Source organism: Vibrio mediterranei, assembly GCF_013364395.1.
Taxonomy (GTDB): domain Bacteria; phylum Pseudomonadota; class Gammaproteobacteria; order Enterobacterales; family Vibrionaceae; genus Vibrio; species Vibrio mediterranei.
The window spans coordinates 2641277-2664518 of record NZ_JABXGK010000001.1; the positions used below are offsets into that span (position 1 = coordinate 2641277).

A 23242-nucleotide genomic window follows, 5' to 3' on the forward strand; every position below is an offset into this window, starting at 1 on the left:
AAAAAAAGCGCCATCTATGATTCCAGTGGCTCAGGCAAACCAAATACGAAATCGTAGACAGCGCTTTTCAGGGGTATATTAAGCGGTAGCTTGTTGTAACTGCTTCTTAGCTTTACGAATTTTCTTCTCTTCTGCGATAGCTACGAAGACCAATAGACCGATACAAATCGCCGCAGATGTATCCAGCGCCGCAAAGGTACCTTTCCATCCTGTCAGACCAAAGATAGGCGTTCCATCGGCAATCATACCTAAACCTAACTTCGCGAAGCTGTCACCAATGAGGTAAGCAAACGTCCCTTTCACGCCGTCGGCAACACTGATGGCTTTCTTAGGTACGAAACCTACTGCCGCTACACCGATAAGTAGTTGAGGACCAAAGACCAAGAAACCTAGAACAAATAGAGAAGCAAGATACATGAACTCGCTTGTCGCATGCTGGTAGAACTCCAAGCTTACGATGATTAGCGCCAATGACACACAAGCTACCAGAGCACGGCGACCATTCGCCAAATCAGACAGATAACCCCAAAGTAAGGTACCCACTAATGCACCGACTTCAAATAAAGTGAAACCTGAGATTGCCGCTTCTTTGGATAGACCAAGTTCTTGATAGGCATAAACCGTTGACCATTGGTCGATACCGATACGCACGATATACAAGAAGATATTGGCAAAACACAGTAACCAAATCACTTTGTTTTTAAGTACATACTCAACAAAGATTTCACGCTTGGTCATTTGGTTTTCTTCAGCCGCTTCGTCTTCTTCACTCACCGCTTCATCGAACAATTCTTCTACTTTACCTAGACCGTAAGCTTCGGGAGAGTCACTACCGTAACGAAGACCAAAGAAACCAACCACCAAAGCAATCATAGATGGGAACACAAACATACCAATCACGTGACCATCAAACAGGTAGTTAGCACCGAATAGTGCAACACCTGCTGCACCTGCACCACCTACATTGTGCGACATGTTCCAAAGGCCAAGGTATGAACCACGCTTGTTACGTGGCGTCCACTTAGTAATGGTTGAATAACTAGAAGGTCCACCGGTACTTTGGAAGAAACCACTTAGTGCATAAAATGCAATCATTAGGAATAGACTAACGCTGCCGCCACCCATACTGAAACTGAAGCCAAGCATCGCAAGACCTGAAAGGATCAGCATAAACGGAAGGAACTGTTTGGTGTTCTTGCCATCGGCATAGTAGGACACCACGGTTTTACCAATACCGTAAGTGATGGAGAAACCAAGACCAATCAAACCAAGTTCAGTCATGGAAAGCCCATAGTTCGAAATCATATCGTTTTGCGCGATATTGAAGTTCTTACGAATCAGGTACATGGTCATGTAACCGATAAAGACCACTAAATAGGACTGTAAGAAGGGTTTAAACCACATTTTGCGTCTTTGCTCGACGGGAAGATCCAACGTCGGCTTACGCACTTGCTCTAGAAATTTCAACATGATGAATCCTTAGACTCTCAACATAAGGGGCAGCACTACCCAAAGAGCGACCCATCGCCGGTCTTGGTGTGGTGCAAAAAGTAAATTCGTTTGAGGATCAGCGCTGATAGCGCTGAAAATCTATGAGCAAGAGTGTAAGAATTGGCCGGGATAATGGCTTGAGAGGCGGTCTTAGGAGTACTAGGAAAAATTCCTAGTACTCGCTAGTTATCAAAGAATACGTGAATCACATCACAGATGTAGGGTTATACTAAGGCGTGTTTAATACAAGTAAGTGCTCTTTGCAACGTAGTCTCTGGACAACCAAGGTTAAGGCGGACAAAGCCCGAACCTTCTTTACCAAAGGCTGTGCCCATACTTGGCACCACGCCAGAGTTGATAAAGCGCTGCTCCAGATCGTTGTCAGTAAGGCCAAGTGCTCGGCAATCCAACCATGCTAGATAGCCCGCTTGAGGAGGTAAAAACTTCACCCCTGTACCTGAAAGCTCCAATTCTACAAAGCGTTGAAGTAGCTCGATATTTCGTTCTAGATACTGCTTTAATTGCTCCAACCATTCGGCACAATGCTGATAGGCAACGGTCGCGGCGACCAAAGACAAGCTATTAAACACATCCATGCCATGAGCATCTAATCGTCTAACAAAGCGTGCTTTCAGTTCTTCATTAGGAATAATGAAATTAGAGATACGCAGTGACGAAAGGCCAAAGGTCTTGCTCGCTGCCGTTGCCACTATCAAACGTTGATTTAGGCTTTGCGGCAGTTTCAGCGCCGAATAGTGTTGTTGGCCGGAAAGCGTAAGATCGCACCAAATTTCATCACTTAACAACCACACTTGATAGCGCTCGCAAAGCTCTGCAAGCTTTAGCACATCTTGCTGTGACCACACACGTCCCGTTGGGTTGTGAGGATTACAAAAGATCATCGCCTTTGCACCTTGAGCAAAGCACTGCTCGAGGTGTTCAAAGTCAATACTGTACTCGCCATTCTCAAGCGTTAAGGGATTTTCCTTCACTACACGGTCGTTGAACTCAATGATTTTGCGAAAGGACCCGTAGCCCGGAGACTGCATGACAATCTGGTCACCAATATTGGTAAGCATTTGCAGTGCGATCGATAACCCAGGCAACACACCATGGATCGTTGTCACCCACTCCTTATCGATATGGGTGTCATGCTGAGTAGCAAACCAGTCAATGATGGCTTGATAATAGTCAGCATCTCGCTCTGCATAGCCAAAGACACCATGCTCAGTGCGCTGCGTTAGCGCATCTAATACCACTTGTGGCGCTTTGAAATCATAGTCTGAGACCCACATAGGGAGTAAATCCGATTGATGCAATCCTAGCTTCTGACCCATAAAATCCCATTTAAGCGAGCCAGTGTTACGACGTTCTAACATTTGGTCGAAGCAATTCATTCAGCAGTTACCTTATTTTGTTGGGGTAGCAACAGTTTGTAATTCTGTATTATCTGTTGATTCTGGCTTTGCTTTCGCAATACCAAAACCAGTAAAACCGTAAATCAGCGCGAAGATAACGCCGGTATAGCACTGAATCGCCCAAGGTAGATAATCAAGCGTTGCTACGCCTAGCGTGCCCGCCATGTAAATACCTGCAGCGGTCCAAGGCACTAGCGGTTCAATAATTGTGCCTGCATCTTCGATAGTACGAGAGAGGTTCTTGGTATCTAGACCCATTTTTCGGTAAGCGTTTTGGAACAGTTCTCCCGGAATCAATAGTGCTAATTTGCCGTCTGATGTTGTGAACACAACCGTAATCGTCGCGATAACCGTTGAAGCAATCAGTTGACCCGTTGAGTGAATCAGATGCAGGAAGCGACCAAGTACCACGTTCAATGCGCCAGTTAAGCTTAAAATACCTGCGAAAGAGAAGGCACAGAATACCAACAAGATAGTGCTCATCATTGAGAACAGACCACCACGATTAAGCAGCTTCGCTACATCCGGAATGATGCCTGATACTTCGTGACCATTCGCTTCAAACATTGATAGATTGAAGCCATCAACATACGCTTGGAAACCTTGTTGTAGCGAGAAGCCTTGAAGTAGCATGCCAAGTGCTATAGCAATCGCCGACGCTGCAAGCATCAGCGGTAATACTGGCTTTTTAGTAAGAGCACCCCAAAGGATCATCACTGGTGGAATAATAAGAACAATGTTGAGGTTATAAAGGCTTTCAAGGCCCGCTAAGATCTCAACGACTTTCTCTGGTTCGCTCACTCCTGCCACATCGGCACTTTGACCAGCAAAGAAAAACACGGTTGCCGCAATCACAAAGCCTGGCAAGGTAGTGTAGAGCATATGTTGGATGTGTTCGTACAAGGTTGTGCCTGATACCACTGGAGCAAAGTTGGTTGAATCAGACAGTGGAGAGATTTTATCGCCGAAATAAGCGCCGGAAACTACTGCACCCGCAGCGGCAGCAAGCGACACATCTAGGCCAGCCGCAACACCCATTAGTGCAACACCAACAGTACCTGCTGAACCCCAAGATGTACCTGTACATACCGATACTACGCTAGTCACGAAAAAGGCAGCGATAAGGATGTATTCGGGACTGATCACTTTAAGTCCCCAATACACCATATAAGGGATCGTGCCGCTCACCATCCAACTGGCGATAAGGCCGCCAACAGAAACAAGAATTAGGATGACTGGCATCGCCTTGGCAAGCTTCTCAACAATAGCGCCAATAATGTCATCCCAGTTGTAGCCCATCTTCCAAGCGATGAAACCAGTAAATGCCGCAGAAATCAGCAGCAAGACTTCAATTCGTAGTCCTAGCGCTCCGTAGCCGATTGCCAAAAGCAAAAACATCACCGCGATAGGGGCGAGCGCTAAACCAAATGAGGGCAGAGGCTTTGAATTTGTCATAATGTATATCCTCAAAAACTGTGTAGGGTTTGTTCGCAGAGATAATATCCTTAGCCTCATTCCAAAATTGAGAGCTAGATGACTGTTTCATGTAAGCGCTTACATGAGGTTATCTGATGTGAACATTCTCACGCTTTTTCATTGATAATTACCTTTTTAACGGCTTGACGGTCTGTCTTTCGACTAAATTGGCTTCAAATCGATGGTTATGGGGAGGAGTATAGGCTGATTTTTTGAGGTTCAGTGCTAGCTTCGTGGCATGCACCGACATCTCGTCGATAGGGTTATGCATTGTGGTTAAACGTGGATAAAGATAGCGTGCCAACAACACATCATCAAAACCCACAATAGACATATCGTCAGGTACTACAACGCCTTGTTCGTAGAGACTCGCCATCAGCCCCGCCGCCATGACATCGTTAAACGTCACCACAGCAGTAACTTCTGGGCACCGCGCCATCAACGCCTTTCCTGCCGCTTCACCGCCAGACTCACTGAAATTCTCGTTAATAATCCAGCTAGGCGGTACTTCAATGTTGGCAGATGACATGGCGTCTTTATAGCCTTGAAGGCGATCGGTTCTATCTTCTATCGGCAGGTCGCTGGTGACGTAGGCTATCTTGCGATGACCTAAAGCAATCAAATGCTCCACCGAGACCTTTGCTCCAGCTTGATTATCCACCCATACCGAGCGATTCGAGATCTGTGGAATAGTGCGATTGAGTAGAACCATAGCAGGAGCTTGGGCAGCGTAGCGGAGCAAAGTGGCATCATCAAGCATTTTGGCATGCACAACCATAGCTTCGCAGCCTTGGCTGATAAGAAAGTCCAAGCCTTCTTTTTCACGTTCCGCATTGTGACCGCCACTCACCACTACCAGTTGATGACCATTAATACGTACCACCTCTTCCACATTTTTGGCGATTAATGCAAAGAAGGGATCAGCCAAGTTACCTGTGAGTAGACCTAGCGTGTTATTGCTTCGTTTCGCTAACGCAGCGGCTCGAGGGTCACGACGATAGTTAAGCGTTTTAATCGCTTTCTCCACCCGCTCCAACGTTACTGGTTCTACGTAGTGTGAGCGATTAATTACCCTCGATACTGTCGCTGTCGAAACCCCTGCTAACTCTGCTACGTCTTTCATGGTTGCCATGACTGTTTTCCTTAACGCTCTCTGTTGCGAACTCGATGCTAACGTTTCTTGCTCTTGAATTGACTCGCACGGGTCTTTTTATTGGTGCGTCGATTGGCTTGCTTATCTCGTTTAGGGCGCTTGCTTTCTCCTGTCGAGGGTTTGTCCGTCACCGGAAAGTCAGCCAGCTCTTCCAACACTAAGCTTCGTGATGTGAGTTGACGAATCGCCTCAAGATATTCGGTTTCACCATGGCAAACTAGCGACAATGCCTGTCCCATTTTTCCTGCTCTGGCGGTGCGCCCAACTCGATGCACGTATACAGATGGGTCACTTGGCAACTCATAATTAATCACGACTGGAAGATCATCTACATGGATCCCTCGAGCTAAAATATCGGTAGCAATCAGTACTTGAATCTCACCTTGTTTGAAGGCCTGTAAGGTACGTTCACGCTCCGTTTGCTCCTTATTACCATGTAAGGCGCCACTAGTAATACCTGCTTTATTCAACTTCTTACAAAGCGCATCGGCATTGTCTCGTGCACCAATAAACACCAACACCTGAGGCCATTGATACTCAGTAATTTTCTTAATCAGCACATTGGCTTTACTGCCTTTATTTACCAAATACAATGTCTCTGCAATCTGCTCCACCACACTATTGGTTTTATTGGCTACAACTCTGATTGGATTGTTAAGCAAAGTCGTGACTTTTGCTTCCAATTGTTCTGGTAGCGTTGCTGAGAACATTAAGGTTTGTTTTCTGTGGCTCAATCCATTGAGTATACTCTGAATGTCTGGCCAAAAACCCATATCGAGTAAACGGTCAACTTCATCAAGCACCACAGTTTCAATACGTTGAGTGTCCACCAGCTGTTTATTCATGATATCGAGCAAACGTCCTGGTGTTGCCACTACAATCTCTGGAGCAGCATTAAGCTGACCCACCTGCGGCTCTACATCCTCGCCGCCGCAAACCACAGCGACTGAATAACCTAATAGAGCGACGATAGGATCGATGGTCTCTGTTACCTGTTTCGCCAACTCACGCGTAGGCACTAGTATCAAGGCTTGCTTTATCTCGTTGTTAAGCAACTGCTCTATCAGCCCAAGACCAAAGGCTAAGGTCTTACCGCTGCCAGTTTGTGCAAGAGCCAAGACATCGCGCTGTGCGGTAATTGCAGGAATAGCGAGGGTTTGAATATGAGTAGCATGAGAGAATTCACTAGGAATGGCATCAATTAATGCCGAGCTTAACGTTAACTCAGAAAAAGACATGATAGGTTTACACGATCGCAGAAATATGTGCGGATGATAGGAGGAAAGCGTGTGGAACTCCAGTTTCTGCATCAATAAAAGTGTTGATAGTTGAAGTGTTAAGTTGGTAAGCGGCTGGCAAAAACGAGCCTGCTCGAATCAATGAGCAGGCTCTGATAACAGTTAAGACGCCGTTGCGTACTGTTCTAGTTCTGCGTGGGATGCCGTAGTAATGAACTCGCCATCTAGGTAGAAATCAACAGAATCTTTACCGCTCACTCCTACAAGTGTGCGTGCCTTACCAGAATCATCAATGAAGTCCATCTGCGTTGTGTTGTCATCCAGCATAGATAACTTAACAGGTGCAGTAGAGAGCTTCTTTCCTACCTTGTGGTTTACTTTGATGTACGCTTCAGCAGGAGTGTCCGCTACCGCCTTTTTCTTAGTTAGTGGGTTGGTACCAGTCCAGAACTCAATAGAGTTAATCACGAATAGATCCGCTGCCGCTGTAATGGCATAAACTGGTGACATCAAAGTGTATAGGCCAGCACGAGCATAACGGTTGTCCACACCTTTTAGGTTAACTTCATACATCACCATACTCGTTGTTGCCATTTGGCCAATACAGCCAGTTAGCATAGTAGACATTAGTGCAGCAGCAATCGTGGTTTTAATTAGTTTCATTTGTTTCGCGATCCTCTCGCATCATCACGATAGATAAATGATGAGCAAGTTGATTAAAGTGGATTATTACAGGAGAGGCGCCAGGCGAGCGGCTCATCCCATTTACACCATTAATAAAATGGCGCGCGATTATAGCCAGACTTTAGAGCATCGCAAGCACTTAAAAACTAGAGATTTATTGATAAAAACAAAGGAATTAGAAAGAGAAGAGCCCAAACAGCCAAAACAATGTCAAACAGGATGAATTTACATTTATATTCAACTAATTACAAAACATAAAGGCTCAATTAAAATCTGGGGAAAAGGGAAGGTTTTTCGTTTTAAAATCATAGGAAAAGAGGGTTGCAGTCCAATTCTTACAACCCTCTTAATGAAGACTTACAACATGACTAGGCTTGCGGTACCAAGGAACGCAAAGAAGCCGACCACATCGGTAACCGTCGTTAATATGACTGAACCCGCTAAAGCAGGATCAAGCTTGAGCTTATCCAGAACCAGAGGAATCAAGACACCAAACAACGCTGCTGTGATGATATTGACGACGATAGCCAACGCTATGGTCGCACCAAGGATCGAAGACTGGAACCACAATCCAGCCATCGCACCTATGATGATCGCCCACAGTAGGCCGTTAATTGCACCAATGCCCAACTCATTCTTGATAAGGGCAAATCGGTTACCGGAGGTAATCTGGTTGAGAGCCATAGAACGCACGATCAAAGTTAGTGTCTGGCTTCCTGCAATCCCACCCATAGAACCGACAATAGGCATAAGAATCGCAAGGGCAACAACCTGCGAAATGACGTTTTCAAACAAGCCAATTGTCACTGAAGCTAAGATAGCGGTAAGCAAGTTAATCCCCAACCAAACCCCACGCTTTTGCGAACTTTTCAATACTGGTGCGAAGAGGTCATCGCCTTCATCCATACCTGTACCGGCCATTAAACGCGTCTCGTAGATTTCTCGTTGCGTGCTAAGAGCAAACTTCCAGTCAATCTCCCCTACCAACAATTTACGTTCATCAAGAATAGGCAATGCACTGAAGGAGGAACGCTCCATTGCTTCCACCGATTCGGCCAATGTTAGCTTTGCACTAAGCGTGGTGACGTGCTCCAAAACCAACTGTTTGATTCGCGTTTTAGGATCACTTTTTAAGACATCGCTATAATCCACCATCCCACGAAAACGTTTTTGCTTATCAATTAGATAAATATGCTCTGGCTGCTCATAATTGTATTTATCAATCAACAGCTTGGCTCTGTCTACTGAGATACTAAAAGGAATCGTAATGACTTTCCTATCTGCCCAGCGGCCAATCTGATCTTCTTCATATTCATTGGCTTGGTCATAAAGCTCTAGCTCATCCTTTTCAAGTAAAGAGATAGCTTCGGCAATGATGTCATCAGGCAGTGAGTCCGCCCACTCGATAAGCGAAAGGTTATCCAACTTCGCCAGCGTAAGCTTAAGCTCAGTTTCCGATAACGCATCCAGAATAGAAACACGTACTTCCGCACGAGTCTCTGTGAGCACTTCGATGTGCATTTCCAGCGGCAACTCACGCCACAAACGAACCCTTTGCTCTATAGGAAAGGCTTCCAATATCAACCCCACCGACGACGACTCCATCCCCTGCTCTATAAGTTCATTAAGCACACTTGGTTGCTCATGCTCCTCAGCTTGAGAGATTTGTTCGATTTGTATGGATAGATCTTGGAATTCGCTCACTCGTGGCTCCACATGGTGCTATACGTTGTTAGTCTCGTAAATTTGTTCGATAAATTAGCGCGTTAGAGTTAAAAAACTCTGTGATAAATGTGCTGAATAGAAAGAAGAAATCTTAGCTTGTCACAGATGAATAATCTAGCGTGGTCTTGATGAATTCAGAGGCATTATTGAACAATTAGACCTAAGAAGAGTAAAGGCATGTCGCTATCTATGAAATAACCACACGCCTTTGAAAGTATTACACTTGAGGCGTTAACTGATGACTGATTGATTGGCAAATAGCGACTAACTCGTTCTTTGTCGTTTCAATACTATCTACAGCATGATGAACTGCATCAGAGTCTAAAGTGACATATGGAACAGTTAACACAGCCAACATCTCACTGCCCGTAAAGATCGGCACACTGATATTAGTAATACCCGAAATTTGTGGACTGGGACCAATAAAGTAACCTTGATTCTTGGTCAGATTGAGTAAAGCGTTCGCTTGTTCTATTTCGTAATCAGTTGCACCACTCTGCTTGAGTATTTTCTCTCTTTTGAGCTCATCACTAAAGCTCAACAGTACGATTCCAGAGCCGGATGAACATACGTCTAACTTAGCGCCAATCTTAAGGCTAAAGCCCATCTTATATGGACTCTCTTCCCTTCCGATCACCACCAGATGCTGATTGTCATACCATGAAACATGGCATGATTGATTGACTTTTTCACTCACCATTTTCATTAATGGCTTGGCGATATTTAACAGTTGAGACTGAGGTGGATACTGATTAGCAACGGTAAACATCTGCATAGAAAACATATATTTACCGCTATCTTCATTAAAGGTCACATAACCACGACGAGCCAACACGGAGAGTACTCGGAAAATCTCTCCCACACTACGACCGACCATCTCTGCGATCTGTTTCTTTGACATGGGTTCAGCTGAACTTGCTAGCAACTCCAGTATATCCAACCCTTTCTCTAAGGCTGGGGCGTTATACTCCTGCCGAACAACTTTTTCCAAGTACCTGCTCCTTATTTCACTAAGCCCATCATTTGTGGGATCGTCATCGAGATTGCCGGGATATAAGTCACTGCCATTAGTACTAAAAATATCACCGCAAAGAATGGTAGCAGCGTTTTGATCACATGGTCAATTTTGATATCGCTAACCTTACAACCAGTAAATAGTATTGGTCCAACTGGTGGTGTTATGGTGCCAAGTGACAAGTTAAACACCAACAAAATACCAAACTGGACTGGATCCATACCCAAATTCATACAAATCGGTAGAAAGATGGGTGTGAAAATTAATACCGCTGGCGTGGGATCCATAAAGGTCCCTACAAACAATAAAATCACATTGATGATTAGAAGAATCACAATCGGGTTATCGGTTAACGACAACAAAGCATCGGCTATAGCTCCAGGAATTTGCGTAAACGCCATTACCCACGACATGATTGACGAAGCGGCTATCATAAAGATGACAATCGCAGTTAACTTGGCAGTCGACAACAAAATACTTGGGAGCTGTTCAACTTTCAGAGCTTTGTATATAAACCCAAGCGCCAAAGAGTAAACGACCGCAATAGCTGAAGCTTCTGTCGGTGTAAAGATGCCTGCGAGAATACCTCCTATCACTACCACCACTAATGACAAACTAGGTATTGCATCAATAAATAGTTTGGCGCGCTCAGAAAGGCTCATCACATGTTTCGACATATATCCACGGCGGTAGGCCATAAACCCTGCCACTAGCATAACGCCACCACCCCAGAGTAAGCCGGGCAAATAACCGCCCATAAAGAGTGCTGAAATAGATACCGAACCAGCGACTGTCGCATAAACAATTAACGTGTTACTTGGTGGAATCAACATTCCAGTTGGAGCAGATGCAATATTTACCGCTGTTCTAAATGGCGAGTCGTACCCTTCCTTCTCTTGAATAGGATTCATAATGCCACCAATCGCCGCTGCCGAAGCAACGCCAGAGCCGCTGATTGAACCAAACAACATATTCGAGACCACATTAGTTTGGGCTAATGCTCCAGGAAAATAACCCGTTACTATGCGCGAGCAATTAATGAGTCGTATGGCTATGCCACCGTTATTCATAATATTGCCCGCTAAGATGAAAAACGGTATCGCGAGCAATGCAAAACTATCCAAACCCGTGAACATACGTTGGGCGGCTGTCGTCGTAGCACCTGCTAATGGCAAAATACTGACCATGGCAACAAATGAAGGCAATCCAATACTAATACCTATCGGCGCACCTAAAACGAGTAGAATGATAGCGCCGCCGAACATAATAAGAGCAGCGAGGGTAGCAGCATCCATATGTCTATCCTTTTACACTAAGTTGCTGAAACTGATGTATTAGTTTCAGTTGGTTGATAACGAAATAAACAAGAATAAGCACTCCGGCAATAGGTAATGCCGAGTAAATAACACCCATTGGCACTTCTAAGGCCGAATCTAACTGCCACATTTGACGAACGGACGCTTTGAATCCGCCTTGCCACATAACCACGAAAGCAAATATAGCGATTGTCCATTCAGTGAAAATATCAACCAGTATGCCTATTTTCGGCGAGAACTTATCTCGTACATAGGTAATAGCCATATGTTCTCTCAAGCCAAACACATAAGCCCCACCAATCAACACCAACCAGACAAACATGTATCGTGACAGCACTTCACTCACCGCACTTGGACTATTGAAGACATAACGAGTAACGACCTGATAAGTAACAAGAACTGTCAAGAATGCCATAATAGCGATACAAGCTCGTTCCACTACCCAGTCGATGATTTTCTTGAACTTATCTGTCCAGACTAACAACTTTTCCACTAGACTTTTCCTTGCAAAAAAGGAGTTAGGCTTGGCGCCTAACTCCTTCTTAATTAGCTCAGTTCACTGATCGCCTTAGTTAATTCTTTCTGTGCGTCAGTTTTAATCAATTTTTGCTGTAGAGGTTTGCAGCTTTCCTGGAATTGTCTCACGTCGACATCAATAAAGGTCGCACCATTCTCCTCCGCTAACGCACGAGCCTTACCAATTTGAGCATTCCATTTAGCAAACTCGTCAACAGTCGACTCTTTAGCTAAACGACGAATAGTCGCCTGGTCTTCCTTCGACATTGAATTGATGAAGTCGTCGCTGATAACGACTAGGTCAGGCACCATCAAGTGAGAAGTTTTGCTAAAGTAAGGAGCCACTTCATAGTGCTTCATATCGGCATAAGTAATTTCATTATTCTCACCGCCGTCAAGGACACCTTGTTGAACCGCGGTATACACTTCACCTTGACTCATCGGTACACCAGTACCGCCCATGCACCCTAGCATCTCTACCATAGTATTCGACTGCATCACACGGATTTTCTGACCTTTCATGTCCTCGACGGACTTAACGTTATGCCCCTTGGTATAAACGTTACGAGAACCAGCGGTATAAGCCGTCAACACTTCAAAACCAAACTTTTTGGTAGAAGCAAATAGCTTGTCTAGAGCCCCGGAAGTAAACACTTTTTCTTGATGCTCAATACCGGTATAAGCGAAAGGCATACCGATTGCAGTGAAGGTATTGTCATAGTTTTCTACCAACGGGTTTGCTACGACCGCCATTTGCACTGCGCCAGCTTGAACCAGTTCCAACGACGCACGTTGATCGCCGAGCAGTGCATTGGGATAAATAGTAACTTTGTAACGACCATCCGTTTCCGCTTCTAACTGTTTACCAAACTCTTCCAAAGCCAAATATTGAGGGTGCTTGTCAGATTGGTTAAATGCCGCTTTGATTTCCGTTGCTGCAAATGTCATTGATGATACTGTGACTGCTGCGCCCGCTACGGTAGTAAGAAGTACATTTTTCAGAGTTTTGTTCATGTTAATTTCCTATTAGTATCAACTAAGCCAATGTATCCATTGGAATAAAGTCCATATCGTCGAATGTTTGATTTTCACCTAACATTCCCCAAACAAAGCTATAGTTTTGCGTACCACACCCCGAATGAATCGACCAACTTGGTGACAGTACGAGTTGTTTATCTCTAACTAGAATGTGACGAGTTTCGGTAGGTTCGCCCATCATATGAAACACGGCTTGTTCCGGCTTGATATTGAAATACACATACGCTTCCATTCGACGTTCGTGAGTATGTGCAGGCATCGTGTTCCAAACGCTACCCGGTGCTAAATGAGTGATTCCTAAACATAGCTGACAGGTTTCTATCACATCCGGATGCAGGTATTGGTTAATGACGCGTTGGTTTGCCGTCTCTATTGAACCAAGTTCTACCACACGTGCCTCACTCTGAGGAATTACCCTTGTGGGTAGCGATTTGTGCGCTGGTGCACTTAATCCGTAGACTGTCGCGTTACCTTCTACTTTCTCTATCTCAATTGTCTTTGAGCCTAGGCCGACATAAAGCACATCCATAGCGTTTAAATGGAACGTTTTTGCATCTACGGTTACTTTTACAGCTCCTTCTAAGCAAGCTAACCCAAGCTCTCTTCGCTCAAGAAAAAACTCGGTCCCGAACGACTTACTATCTATCCACTCCTCTAAAATCAATGGTTTATCTTGAGGACAAATTCCTAAAGCAACCGCTCGGTCAATATGGCTATACGCTACCGATACCCGAGATGGTATGAATAGCTCGTCGATCAAGAACTCATCACGCAGTTGTGCAGTGGAGTACTTTTTCACGTCTCTAGGGTTCGCTGAATACTTCGTTAACATAACTTTCCTTAACCGTAATTTATGCTTTTAATAGTAACAGTCGTTCTTATATGATCAATAACATTCACATATGAACAACCGTAGACGTGATCACTGATCCTTAAAATTAGAAAATTAACGGTTAAATCTTGAACTAGATCTGGTTTTGAAACTGCGTTTTAAAAACACAAAGAGAGGTATTTGATGTGAGTAAATTAACTTTGAATATTAAGCAGAGATGAACTCAATGGGCGTGGCTGGCTAGAGCACAGCCACGTTACATTGATCATAAAAAGTGGTGAGCGTAAATAGTTGAACTTACCAGTGACGCTGTCTTGGCTCGAATTGTGGTGATGTTTTCTTTTTCAAAGCCTGTTGTACGCGAACAAAATTTCTCCCCAGCATAATGCGTATCTGGCTATAAGTTTCATACGCCAAAAGTTTCCATGCAGGTGCGGTCCAATAACGAGTGTACATATGCTTCATAGCAGCGGTCACATCTGGGGATTTTTGGGCGATTTGAGTGCAAAGTGCCAATGCCTCTGTCATAGGGTCATCGCTGACTTCGGTCACTAATCCCATAGATAATGCTGCCTTAGCGTCAAGTTCTGTAGCGCAAATCGAGATTCGCATCGCTTGGTCCTTCGGCATGATTTCTCTAAGAGCAATGGATCCCGCCATATCTGAGGTTAATCCCATCCGCGACTCCATGATTGAAAGGTTGGCATTAGGCGCGCAGAATCTAAAATCGGCCCCTAGCGCGATTTGCATACCCGCTCCCCAGCAATATCCTTCGATTACAGCAATAACAGGAACGGATAGCTTTCGCCAATTACTGCTTACTTGCTGTGCACGATTTGATTGGCCAGGAAGCCACTTAAACAAGAGTCTTGCAGCAAAGCTCTTGTTTTTCATCATAGATTTGAAATCGAGTCCTGAGCTAAAGTTGCCTTCACTTCCCGTCAGGATAACTGCCCTCAGCGTTCGGTCGTTACGAAGCACTTTGCTCACATGAATCAACTCATTAAACATAATCATGTCGACACCATTAAGCTTATCCGCCCTGTTTAAGCGTACAGTCACGACGTGCTCGTCCCTAGTTACTTTAATGCGTTGATAATCCATCCTTGTATCCTCTATCTAATCGTCTATCGCATCCGATATGTGAACTCTAATAGTTATCTCAAAGTGTAGTCGGCAAACCATCACAATTAGGATCAATACTCTAAAATGAGAGGTCATCACGAAAAAAGCTAGATACTTGGATCCATGGTGTTAAGCGAGTAATTGTGAGCGAGGTTCATTCTTAACAATATTAATTTATAGAATTATGAGATTGCTCTAATTAGCCGTCGAGTATTCTTGTGAACAGCGACTAGAGTGTTTGAATATCTTAGACGTAACGGATAATTAGGAAGTACTGTCCATGATTAAGGAAAATCAATCACGCTCTAAACACCAATCCAAAGCTAATAAGCTCTCTGAAAACAGTCGTGACCCTTTATGGCTTACGGTCAGCTATACCATCTTTACCTACCTACTTCTTAGCTACGTACTACCTAATTATTTAGGAACAGAAACTGCTGTTGGCATGGCGCTTGTTGGGCTTCTTGCCGAGTATGCTCTGTATGTCTCTTCACTGTGGCTGTTACCAGAGCTGATCGCTCTAGTAAGATCTTTCAAATCAGAGTCCGACATAGAAACCGTACAGAAAACCATTTAACTCAAACGTTATATCACTCGCAAAAACTATTTTAATGATTAAGTATTAACCAAATAAAAATAAGTTCGCGCGTTTACAATAGGTTACGACTAGCACATTAATAGCCCAAAAAAACTGTGAGCAAGATCAACTTGATCCTGTAAATTCATAGTGTTACTGTGGCTTGGATGACGAAAATATGACCACAAGGAGTGTGCTTTGCCGAATATTCAAGTGAGTCGTTGGCGTGTTGAATCCTGTCCAGAATCATTGGAACAGAAAATCATCTCTGCCGTCGCCTACCAAGAAATGAAGGGAACTATTTCTGATTTTGAGTTGTGTCAGATATTCGGAGAAACCGTTTGGAAGAGCGGAGAGAATTACCATACACATGCTGTTTCTGTGTTAATCAATGAAGCAGAAAGGTGCTGTCGAGTCATTCCAAGATTACCGGTTGGGTAGTCTGTATTGATAACCTAATGTATTGATATTAAAAAGGGTCTACCAACTGGTAGACCCTTTTTTGTATTCTTGTCACTTATTATTAGCTCTGCGAATAGATAGCTTCCAATTTTTCATCTTTGCGCTTCCATACATCGTTGAGCCAGTTGTGGAAGCGACGTTTGAAGACTTTGTCGTTGAAGTAATCGCCGTTGAGGTTTTCGTCCATCTGATATACATCGATTTTGACCACAACTTTCGTCAACTTACCCTTCAACAAATCATTAAATGGGTCTTCTCGATTTTCTGGATACGCCAGTGTGATATCAACGACCCCATCCAACAAATGGTTCATGGCGTTAAGTGTGAACGCTACACCACCTGTTTTTGGCTTCAATAGGTGTCGATAAGGTGTTTTAACCGTCGCCAACTTTTCTTCGCTATATCGCGTCCCTTCAACAAAACTGATCATCGTTGTTGGCACGTGCTCAAACTTTTTACAAGCCTTGCGAATCGCATTAAAGTCATCATTGCGTCGCTCGGGGTGCTTAACCAGATAGGCCTGCGAGTGTCGCTTCATAAATGGCATATCCAAGCCCCAACAAGCAAGACCAACGAAAGGCACATACAGTAAGCTTTGTTTTAGTAAGAATTTGCACATTGGCATTCTGTTTTTCATCACGGATGTGATGATAACAATGTCAGCCCAGCTTAAATGGTTAGACAACAACATATACCATTGGTCTGGCGTCAGATCGTCACCGCCTTCAACGTCCCATTCAATGTTGTTATTCAAGTTTAGCAGCCATAAGTTAATCGTCGCCCAAAGCCACATCTGTTTATTAGATAGGCTGGTCATCAATGTCTGAACGAATTTCAGTGGCAGTAGTAATTTGATGATCGAGAATGTGCAAACTACGAATGCAGTCACAGCCGTATTTGCCATTACTAGAAAAGAATTGATGAAGAGACGTAGATTGCTGAACATACCAATTGTTACAAAACTTAAAGAGGTCGCAATCATAGCAACTTTTGGCTAAACGTATAGTAAAGCTTTGTCATTCAAACGTGCCTTTCTAAAGGCACGTTTATTTTATTGTTTAATTACAAAGCGTTATTAAATCCAACCTGCTAGTCGTCCGACCAGGTAAAGTGAAATACCCGCCATCACACCCGCAACAATGTCGTCAATCATGATACCTAAACCACCATGAACGCGCTTATCGAGCCAACCGATTGGCCATGGTTTTACCATATCGAAGAAACGGAATAGCACAAAGCCTGTCAGTAACCACTTCCAATCGTCAATCGGTAGTTTGAGTGCTGGGACTATCGCCATGGTGATCCAAAATCCGGCGAACTCATCCCATACGATAGAGCCATGATCGTGCACACCCATATCATCTGAGGTCACTTGGCAGATTTTGATACCGATAATACAAGACAGTAAAACCGCGATAAGATACATGCTCAAAGGCAATTGTGCTAACAGTAGATATAACGGAATCGCTGCCAGTGTACCCATAGTACCGGGTACAACAGGCGATAGACCACTGCCAAAGCCAGTCGCAAGCAAATGCCAAGGGTTTTTCAAAGAGATTAAGTCAAGGGGGTTACTCATTGGCTCACCTTAAAGTGGTCGAATCCACCCAACTGCCAGTCAAGTGGTTGGTCGTTAGAATGTAGATCAAGATAGCCCGTGCCCGTTATTTGTCCAATACAGGTAAATGGCGTATTTGATAGCGCGATCTCAAGTTGCCCTCTGTTGGCTTCCGGCACCGTAAAGCAGAGTTCATACTCTTCTCCGCTAGTTAATGCGTACTGCTTTGCGATGTCATCAGACTCCACGAATTGCTTGAGTTCAGACGAAACAGGCAGCAAGTCGACATCAATACGAGCGCCAACGTCTGAGCGCTTTAAAATATGCCCTAAGTCAGAAATAAGGCCATCAGAGATATCAATCGCAGCAGAAGCGATATCGCGAAGCGTAATGCCTGCAAGTACTCTCGGCGTAGCCTCAAAGTGGCGCTTTTCTAGCACGCGGTTGAGTTCGGTATTCGCGCTGATGTTTTTTTCCAGAATCACATCAAGGCCAGCTTTGGCATCACCGAGGTGACCTGTCACATAAATCCAGTCTCCAGAATTTGCCCCACTTCGAGTCAAGGCTTTGCCTTGTGGCAGTGTGCCTTGCACAGTAAGAGTAATCGCCAGCGGTCCTTTTGTGGTGTCGCCGCCAATGAGCTGAATACCGTAATAGTCTGCTAACGAGAAAAACGCATTGCAAAAACGTTCAAGCCAGCGTTCGTTCACTTCTGGTAATGAGATCCCCATGGAGACCCAAGCAGGTGATGCACCCATTGCAGCTAAATCACTGATATTCGAGGCAAGTGCCTTATGTGCAATCCAAGCCGGATCGGCGTCAGCGAGAAAGTGGGTACCGGATACTAAGGTATCAGTGCTAATGGCGATGTGGCTGTCAGCTGGAGGGGCAACAATAGCACAATCATCACCTTGTGCTAAGACCACGTCTTTGCGTTGCTGCTGTTTATACGCGAAGTACTTGTCGATTAAACTAAATTCACCGGACATCTTGTAGGCTTTGTGCTGGAAAGGTGAGAAGAGTATATAAAAAAGGCCAGCAATTTGCTGACCTTTTTACGAATAGACAAACGTTAATCGTTACTTTTTGCGAACGTGAGGTGCTGCTTTATCTAGAACACCATTAACGAACTTGTGGCTGTCTTCTGCTGCGAATACTTTCGCAAGCTCAATAGCTTCGTTGATAACCACTTTGTAAGGTACGTCTTCGCGGCTCGTCATTTCGTACATAGCTAGACGAAGAAGCGCAAGCTCCATCATGTCTAGATCTTGCATTGGACGAGAAACGAACGGACGTAACTTGCTGTCTAGTTCCGTGTGATTCAACGCGACACCCGTGAGCAAATCACGGAAATATACAACGTCAGTCTCTGGCGCAGTCAACGCAGGCTCAGCAGCATGATGCTCTTCTTCATCATACTTACCACCTGATAAGAACTGTTCTTCAACAGTGGCAACATTTTCTTTAGTAATTTGCCAAGAATAAATTGCTTGCAGAGCAAATTGACGTGCATTACGACGTGCGGCTGGTTTCACACTGGCCCCCATTAGGAATCGATTTCAGAAAGAACGTTGATCATTTCAAGCGCGCTTAGTGCAGCCTCTGCACCTTTATTACCAGCCTTGGTTCCGGCACGCTCAATTGCTTGATCGATAGTATCAACAGTCAATACACCAAATGCTACTGGTAGGCTATATTCCAGAGACACTTGCGCAAGACCTTTATTACACTCACTACAAACATAGTCGAAATGTGGTGTACCGCCACGAATTACTGTACCCAAAGACACGATTGCATCAAACTTACCTGTTTTAGCAACTCGCTGAGCAACCAATGGTAGCTCTACCGCACCAGGGCAGCGAACAACAGTGATGTTGTCTTCACTTACTTGGCCGTGACGTTTTAAAGTATCGATAGCACCAGATAATAGGCTTTCATTGATAAAACTATTGAAACGAGAAATTACAATAGCAATCTTTGCGTTCGGTGCTGGGAAGCCACCCTCGATAACTTTCATATGCTTTCCTTATAAACTATGTTCATCGCGCGAGAATCGCCGGATTCTAGCACAACTCAATTATTAATATCCACCGCTAACTTTAGTCAAACACTGCTTTCACAATACTTGAAATCGGTTGCGGCGCGACGAAAAAGAAAAAGCCTTTGCGTTTCATAAGCAAAGGCTTGGATAAATTACTCAGTAATGTATTCGGTGACACTCAGACCAAAGCCACCCAGTGCGTGATACTTTTTATCCGCCGAAGACAGAAGCTTCATTTCATGTACACCAAGATCCGCAAGAATCTGCGACCCTACGCCTACTCGGCGTGATGTGCCTTGTTTTTTAGCCATGGTCGGTGCTGAGCCATTGTCTTGTTGCTCGAATACCTTGATCTTGTGAACAATAGCCTCAGTGCTTTCTTCATTACCAAGAATCACCAGTACACCACCTTCTTTTCCAATGCGCTTCATTGCTTTGTCCAAAGTCCAGCTGCGATCGGAGTTTCGATTTGAGCGTAAGATATCAGTGAAGGTGTCTTGCAAATGCACGCGAACTAATGGAGTGCTAGCCGTCAAATCACCAGCACACATCGCGTAGTGGATTTGATTGTCGATAGTGTCGCGGTAGGTCACTAACTCAAAGTCACCGTATTCAGTCGGCAAATGACACGCAGCAACGCGTTCAATAGTGGTCTCGTTATTGTTACGATACTCGATGAGGTCAGCAATCGTTCCCAACTTAATGTTGTGTTTTTCGGCGAATATTTCTAAGTCAGGACGGCGCGACATAGTGCCATCGTCATTAAGAATCTCGACAATCACAGAGGCAGGTTCAAAACCCGCGAGCTTTGCCAGATCGCAGCCAGCTTCAGTATGACCAGCGCGAGTTAACACACCACCGTCTTGAGCTGCCAATGGGAAAATGTGTCCTGGTTGCACTAAGTCTGCAGCCTTTGCGTCTTTTGCAACTGCGGCCTGAACTGTACGTGCGCGATCTGCCGCAGAGATACCAGTGGTTACGCCTTCCGCGGCTTCAATAGACACAGTAAAGTTAGTAGTGTACTGCGCGTTGTTGTCTTGAACCATAGGTGGTAAGCCTAGTGCTTCACAACGGCTCTTTGTCATGGTTAAGCAAATCAATCCACGTCCATGAGTCGCCATAAAGTTAATGGCTTCTGGTGTGATATGTTCAGCGGCCATAATAAGGTCACCTTCATTCTCACGGTCTTCATCGTCCATTAGGATAACCATTTTCCCAAGGCGAATGTCTTCAATGATTTCTTGCGGCGTACTAATTGGCATTTCACATTCCTGTATTGGTTCGTTGGGCATCAAGCTTTGCGTCAGATTTTAAGCGAAGCCGTTTTGTTGTAGGAAGTCCATGGTAATTCGAGACTCAGATTCGTCACTGGCTTTCGATTGCAGCAATCGTTCCATATAACGAGCTAGGACATCCACTTCTAAATTAATTTTTCGGCCAACATGAAAGTTGTCGATGGTCGTTTCTTCAGATGTATGGGGCACAATCGTTAGTTTAAAGGCATCTTTGCGAACGTCGTTTACCGTCAGACTGATCCCATCTACGGTAATAGAACCTTTTTCCGCTACATACTTGCCTAGCTCAGACGGCATCTGCACCCAAAACTCTATGGCGCGACCAACTTGTTGTCGGTCCACAATTTCTCCGACACCATCCACATGCCCAGACACGATGTGCCCGCCAAATCGTGTCGTTGGTAGCATCGCTTTTTCTAGGTTTACTTTGTCGCCAACGCTGTAGTGAGCAAAGCCTGTTTTCTTTAGCGTCTCAACGGATAAGTCCGCATGGTAACTGTTGTCTGTGAAGTTGGTGACCGTAAGACAGACGCCATTTGTCGCGATGCTGTCTCCTAGTTTTACGTCACTCATGTCCAGTTTGCCCACTTCAACATGAATACTGATATCTTCTCCTTTTGGAGTGATACCCTTCAGTGTGCCAACCGCTTCAATAATTCCTGTAAACATTGTTCTACTTCTGCTTTAGTTGTGGTGTGGCGACAATGCGAATGTCGCTTCCCACCATACGAATATCTTTTATATCGAGCTCGATGACGTCTTGCATCTCAGTCAATCCAAGTGCCCCAATAAGCCCTCGCCCATCGGCCCCCATAAGCTTAGGTGCTAAATACACAATAAGCTCATCAACGAGCTGTTGTTGAATCATCGAGCCCGCTAGCGTTGCCCCAGCTTCTATCCATACATGATTAATTTGTTGGTCTTTAGCCAAGCCTTGCAGTGTTTCAGCTAAATCCAGTTGATTAGCTGAGTTCATTGTCACGTTAAGATCGCCACCAGCCTGAGCCACTCGAATCATATCACCCTCAGATTGGAACAATTTCAGCTCTCTCGATAGTGCATTTTGTCTATCCAAAATCACGCGAGTAGGTTGGCGTAATTCATCAGGCTTAATTACATCAGTGACATGACTTGGAAGCTCATCCCAACGTACATTCAAAGAGGCGTTATCTTCTACGACTGTTTGACTGGTCGATAGAATAGCTCCTGACTGGGCACGATATGCTTGAACGTCTCGACGTGCTTCGGGGCCAGTAATCCACTGGCTTTTGCCATTAGCTAATGCCGTTTGCCCATCAAGGCTGGCTGCCATTTTCAGTTGAACAAAAGGCATCCCTGTTTCCATTTTCTTCAGGAAACCAGGGTTAAGCGCTCGCGCATCTTGTTCCAAAAGACCAACGGACACCTCAATACCAGCTTCACGAAGCATATTAAAGCCTCGGCCAGCCACTTGCGGATTGGGATCAGACATGGCACAAATGACTTTAGACACTCCTGCTTTTATCAGCCCTTCAGCACATGGAGGTGTTCGTCCATAGTGTGAACATGGCTCCAATGTGACATAAGCGGTCGCGCCCTTAGCTCGCTCTGCTGCCATTCTTAAGGCATGAACTTCCGCATGTGGCTCACCGGCTTTCTTATGATAGCCTTCTCCCACTACCTCGTTGTTTAAGGTAATGACGCAGCCTACATTTGGGTTAGGCGCAGTGGTAAAGCGCCCTCTTTTCGCGAGCTCTATGGCACGGCTCATCATTTGATAATCAATAGCGCTAAATTGGCTCATAACTTTCCATATCTATGGCTAAATGCATCTGGGTCGATCAGTCTTCGAGACGAGCGATTTCTTCTCCAAACTCTCGAATATCTTCAAAGCTTCGATAAACGGAGGCAAAGCGAATATAAGCGACCTTATCCAACTCTTTTAATTGAGTCATAACAAGGTTACCAATCATCTCACTTGGTACTTCACGCTCTCCAGTCGCACGAAGTTGTGACTCAATATGACTGATAGCAAGTTCAATAGCGTCTGCACTTACCGGACGCTTTTCTAAAGCACGCTGAATACCGCCAACCATTTTATCTTTATTAAACGGTTCACGATTGCCGTTAGACTTGATGACTTTAGGCATCACCAGTTCGGCCGTTTCAAAGGTGGTGAAACGTTCACTACATGCCAAACATTGACGACGACGACGCACTTGGTGGCCATCCGCTACCAACCTTGAGTCGATAACTTTTGTATCATTTTCAGTGCAAAAGGGACAATGCATAACACCTCCTGT

The 23242-nt window shown here is 44.7% G+C and carries 24 protein-coding genes; 2 read left to right on the plus strand and 22 right to left on the minus strand.

What is annotated here, in order from left to right:
• Nucleotides 1-78: 78 nt before the first annotated feature.
• From uhpT to HOP38_RS12320, 13 genes are all read right to left on the minus strand, one after another.
• Nucleotides 79-1470: a hexose-6-phosphate:phosphate antiporter gene (gene uhpT / locus HOP38_RS12260; RefSeq protein ID WP_124940128.1), complete on the minus strand. Its 1392-nt coding sequence runs from the start codon at nucleotides 1468-1470 to the stop codon at nucleotides 79-81.
• A gap of 245 nt (nucleotides 1471-1715) precedes the next feature.
• The gene (locus tag HOP38_RS12265; protein WP_124940129.1) at nucleotides 1716-2888 is read right to left on the minus strand and encodes a MalY/PatB family protein; all 1173 of its coding nucleotides are present in this window, start codon (nucleotides 2886-2888) and stop codon (nucleotides 1716-1718) included.
• A 12-nt stretch (nucleotides 2889-2900) separates the two neighbouring features.
• Entirely contained in the window at nucleotides 2901-4364 is a 1464-nt protein-coding gene (gene nhaC / locus HOP38_RS12270) for a Na+/H+ antiporter NhaC (protein ID WP_006069891.1), read from the minus strand.
• 148 nt (nucleotides 4365-4512) lie between these two features.
• Nucleotides 4513-5517, minus strand: coding sequence for a LacI family DNA-binding transcriptional regulator (locus HOP38_RS12275; RefSeq protein WP_198558151.1), 1005 nt, complete (start codon nucleotides 5515-5517; stop codon nucleotides 4513-4515).
• 38 nt (nucleotides 5518-5555) lie between these two features.
• Nucleotides 5556-6776: a DEAD/DEAH box helicase gene (locus HOP38_RS12280; protein ID WP_198558152.1), complete on the minus strand. Its 1221-nt coding sequence runs from the start codon at nucleotides 6774-6776 to the stop codon at nucleotides 5556-5558.
• Nucleotides 6777-6938: 162 nt separating this feature from the next.
• Nucleotides 6939-7439, minus strand: coding sequence for a DUF3332 domain-containing protein (locus HOP38_RS12285; RefSeq protein ID WP_198558153.1), 501 nt, complete (start codon nucleotides 7437-7439; stop codon nucleotides 6939-6941).
• A 378-nt stretch (nucleotides 7440-7817) separates the two neighbouring features.
• On the minus strand, nucleotides 7818-9164 hold the full coding sequence (locus HOP38_RS12290; protein WP_038229294.1) for a magnesium transporter: 1347 nt from the start codon (nucleotides 9162-9164) through the stop codon (nucleotides 7818-7820).
• Nucleotides 9165-9402: 238 nt separating this feature from the next.
• Nucleotides 9403-10176: an IclR family transcriptional regulator gene (locus HOP38_RS12295; protein ID WP_198558154.1), complete on the minus strand. Its 774-nt coding sequence runs from the start codon at nucleotides 10174-10176 to the stop codon at nucleotides 9403-9405.
• Between the two features lie 11 nt (nucleotides 10177-10187).
• Complete coding sequence (locus HOP38_RS12300) at nucleotides 10188-11495, minus strand: TRAP transporter large permease (protein WP_031496093.1); 1308 nt, start codon at nucleotides 11493-11495, stop codon at nucleotides 10188-10190.
• 4 nt (nucleotides 11496-11499) lie between these two features.
• A complete protein-coding gene (locus HOP38_RS12305) occupies nucleotides 11500-12009 on the minus strand; it encodes a TRAP transporter small permease (RefSeq protein ID WP_006069884.1) in 510 nt (169 codons plus the stop codon).
• 53 nt (nucleotides 12010-12062) lie between these two features.
• On the minus strand, nucleotides 12063-13046 hold the full coding sequence (locus HOP38_RS12310) for a TRAP transporter substrate-binding protein (protein WP_006069883.1): 984 nt from the start codon (nucleotides 13044-13046) through the stop codon (nucleotides 12063-12065).
• A gap of 22 nt (nucleotides 13047-13068) precedes the next feature.
• A complete protein-coding gene (kduI, locus tag HOP38_RS12315; protein ID WP_198558155.1) occupies nucleotides 13069-13902 on the minus strand; it encodes a 5-dehydro-4-deoxy-D-glucuronate isomerase in 834 nt (277 codons plus the stop codon).
• A gap of 297 nt (nucleotides 13903-14199) precedes the next feature.
• Nucleotides 14200-15006: a crotonase/enoyl-CoA hydratase family protein gene (locus HOP38_RS12320; protein ID WP_198558156.1), complete on the minus strand. Its 807-nt coding sequence runs from the start codon at nucleotides 15004-15006 to the stop codon at nucleotides 14200-14202.
• A gap of 301 nt (nucleotides 15007-15307) precedes the next feature.
• Between HOP38_RS12320 and HOP38_RS12325 the strand changes: the two genes are divergently transcribed.
• Together HOP38_RS12325 and HOP38_RS12330 are read left to right on the plus strand one after the other, a co-directional pair.
• Entirely contained in the window at nucleotides 15308-15604 is a 297-nt protein-coding gene (locus HOP38_RS12325; RefSeq protein ID WP_031494511.1) for a hypothetical protein, read from the plus strand.
• 198 nt (nucleotides 15605-15802) lie between these two features.
• On the plus strand, nucleotides 15803-16045 hold the full coding sequence (locus HOP38_RS12330; protein WP_038167169.1) for a hypothetical protein: 243 nt from the start codon (nucleotides 15803-15805) through the stop codon (nucleotides 16043-16045).
• A gap of 82 nt (nucleotides 16046-16127) precedes the next feature.
• Here the strand turns inward: HOP38_RS12330 and HOP38_RS12335 are convergent, their stop codons facing one another.
• The 9 genes from HOP38_RS12335 to nrdR all read right to left on the minus strand — a co-directional run bounded on the left by HOP38_RS12335 (nucleotide 16128) and on the right by nrdR (nucleotide 23230).
• Nucleotides 16128-17012, minus strand: coding sequence for an acyltransferase (locus HOP38_RS12335; protein ID WP_038221894.1), 885 nt, complete (start codon nucleotides 17010-17012; stop codon nucleotides 16128-16130).
• A gap of 129 nt (nucleotides 17013-17141) precedes the next feature.
• Nucleotides 17142-17645, minus strand: coding sequence for a phosphatidylglycerophosphatase A (gene pgpA / locus HOP38_RS12340; RefSeq protein WP_198558157.1), 504 nt, complete (start codon nucleotides 17643-17645; stop codon nucleotides 17142-17144).
• Nucleotides 17642-18613 carry a thiamine-phosphate kinase gene (thiL, locus tag HOP38_RS12345; RefSeq protein ID WP_198558158.1) on the minus strand — a complete coding sequence of 324 codons (972 nt, stop codon included), beginning with the start codon at nucleotides 18611-18613 and terminating at the stop codon, nucleotides 17642-17644. Before thiL ends, pgpA begins: the two co-directional genes overlap by 4 nt.
• Before the next feature lie 90 nt (nucleotides 18614-18703).
• Entirely contained in the window at nucleotides 18704-19171 is a 468-nt protein-coding gene (gene nusB, locus HOP38_RS12350; RefSeq protein WP_006069876.1) for a transcription antitermination factor NusB, read from the minus strand.
• On the minus strand, nucleotides 19171-19641 hold the full coding sequence (gene ribH, locus HOP38_RS12355) for a 6,7-dimethyl-8-ribityllumazine synthase (RefSeq protein WP_004415274.1): 471 nt from the start codon (nucleotides 19639-19641) through the stop codon (nucleotides 19171-19173). The genes nusB and ribH overlap by 1 nt, the downstream gene beginning before the upstream one ends.
• A 176-nt stretch (nucleotides 19642-19817) precedes the next feature.
• Nucleotides 19818-20927, minus strand: coding sequence for a bifunctional 3,4-dihydroxy-2-butanone-4-phosphate synthase/GTP cyclohydrolase II (ribBA, locus tag HOP38_RS12360; protein ID WP_198558159.1), 1110 nt, complete (start codon nucleotides 20925-20927; stop codon nucleotides 19818-19820).
• A 48-nt stretch (nucleotides 20928-20975) separates the two neighbouring features.
• Complete coding sequence (locus tag HOP38_RS12365) at nucleotides 20976-21629, minus strand: riboflavin synthase (RefSeq protein WP_198558160.1); 654 nt, start codon at nucleotides 21627-21629, stop codon at nucleotides 20976-20978.
• A gap of 4 nt (nucleotides 21630-21633) precedes the next feature.
• A complete protein-coding gene (ribD, locus tag HOP38_RS12370) occupies nucleotides 21634-22743 on the minus strand; it encodes a bifunctional diaminohydroxyphosphoribosylaminopyrimidine deaminase/5-amino-6-(5-phosphoribosylamino)uracil reductase RibD (RefSeq protein WP_198558161.1) in 1110 nt (369 codons plus the stop codon).
• Nucleotides 22744-22780: 37 nt separating this feature from the next.
• Nucleotides 22781-23230 carry a transcriptional regulator NrdR gene (gene nrdR, locus HOP38_RS12375; protein WP_006069872.1) on the minus strand — a complete coding sequence of 150 codons (450 nt, stop codon included), beginning with the start codon at nucleotides 23228-23230 and terminating at the stop codon, nucleotides 22781-22783.
• Nucleotides 23231-23242: the final 12 nt, after the last annotated feature.

Coding starts and splice junctions, on each gene's coding strand:
- uhpT (WP_124940128.1), bottom strand. CDS start 1,470: ATGTTGAAATTTCTAGAGCAAGTGCGTAAGCCGACGTTGGATCTTCCC.
- HOP38_RS12265 (WP_124940129.1), bottom strand. CDS start 2,888: ATGAATTGCTTCGACCAAATGTTAGAACGTCGTAACACTGGCTCGCTT.
- nhaC (WP_006069891.1), bottom strand. CDS start 4,364: ATGACAAATTCAAAGCCTCTGCCCTCATTTGGTTTAGCGCTCGCCCCT.
- HOP38_RS12275 (WP_198558151.1), bottom strand. CDS start 5,517: ATGGCAACCATGAAAGACGTAGCAGAGTTAGCAGGGGTTTCGACAGCG.
- HOP38_RS12280 (WP_198558152.1), bottom strand. CDS start 6,776: ATGTCTTTTTCTGAGTTAACGTTAAGCTCGGCATTAATTGATGCCATT.
- HOP38_RS12285 (WP_198558153.1), bottom strand. CDS start 7,439: ATGAAACTAATTAAAACCACGATTGCTGCTGCACTAATGTCTACTATG.
- HOP38_RS12300 (WP_031496093.1), bottom strand. CDS start 11,495: ATGGATGCTGCTACCCTCGCTGCTCTTATTATGTTCGGCGGCGCTATC.
- HOP38_RS12310 (WP_006069883.1), bottom strand. CDS start 13,046: ATGAACAAAACTCTGAAAAATGTACTTCTTACTACCGTAGCGGGCGCA.
- kduI (WP_198558155.1), bottom strand. CDS start 13,902: ATGTTAACGAAGTATTCAGCGAACCCTAGAGACGTGAAAAAGTACTCC.
- HOP38_RS12320 (WP_198558156.1), bottom strand. CDS start 15,006: ATGGATTATCAACGCATTAAAGTAACTAGGGACGAGCACGTCGTGACT.
- HOP38_RS12325 (WP_031494511.1), top strand. CDS start 15,308: ATGATTAAGGAAAATCAATCACGCTCTAAACACCAATCCAAAGCTAAT.
- HOP38_RS12335 (WP_038221894.1), bottom strand. CDS start 17,012: ATGTTCAGCAATCTACGTCTCTTCATCAATTCTTTTCTAGTAATGGCA.
- pgpA (WP_198558157.1), bottom strand. CDS start 17,645: ATGAGTAACCCCCTTGACTTAATCTCTTTGAAAAACCCTTGGCATTTG.
- thiL (WP_198558158.1), bottom strand. CDS start 18,613: ATGTCCGGTGAATTTAGTTTAATCGACAAGTACTTCGCGTATAAACAG.
- nusB (WP_006069876.1), bottom strand. CDS start 19,171: ATGGGGGCCAGTGTGAAACCAGCCGCACGTCGTAATGCACGTCAATTT.
- ribH (WP_004415274.1), bottom strand. CDS start 19,641: ATGAAAGTTATCGAGGGTGGCTTCCCAGCACCGAACGCAAAGATTGCT.
- ribBA (WP_198558159.1), bottom strand. CDS start 20,927: ATGCCAATTAGTACGCCGCAAGAAATCATTGAAGACATTCGCCTTGGG.
- HOP38_RS12365 (WP_198558160.1), bottom strand. CDS start 21,629: ATGTTTACAGGAATTATTGAAGCGGTTGGCACACTGAAGGGTATCACT.
- ribD (WP_198558161.1), bottom strand. CDS start 22,743: ATGAGCCAATTTAGCGCTATTGATTATCAAATGATGAGCCGTGCCATA.
- nrdR (WP_006069872.1), bottom strand. CDS start 23,230: ATGCATTGTCCCTTTTGCACTGAAAATGATACAAAAGTTATCGACTCA.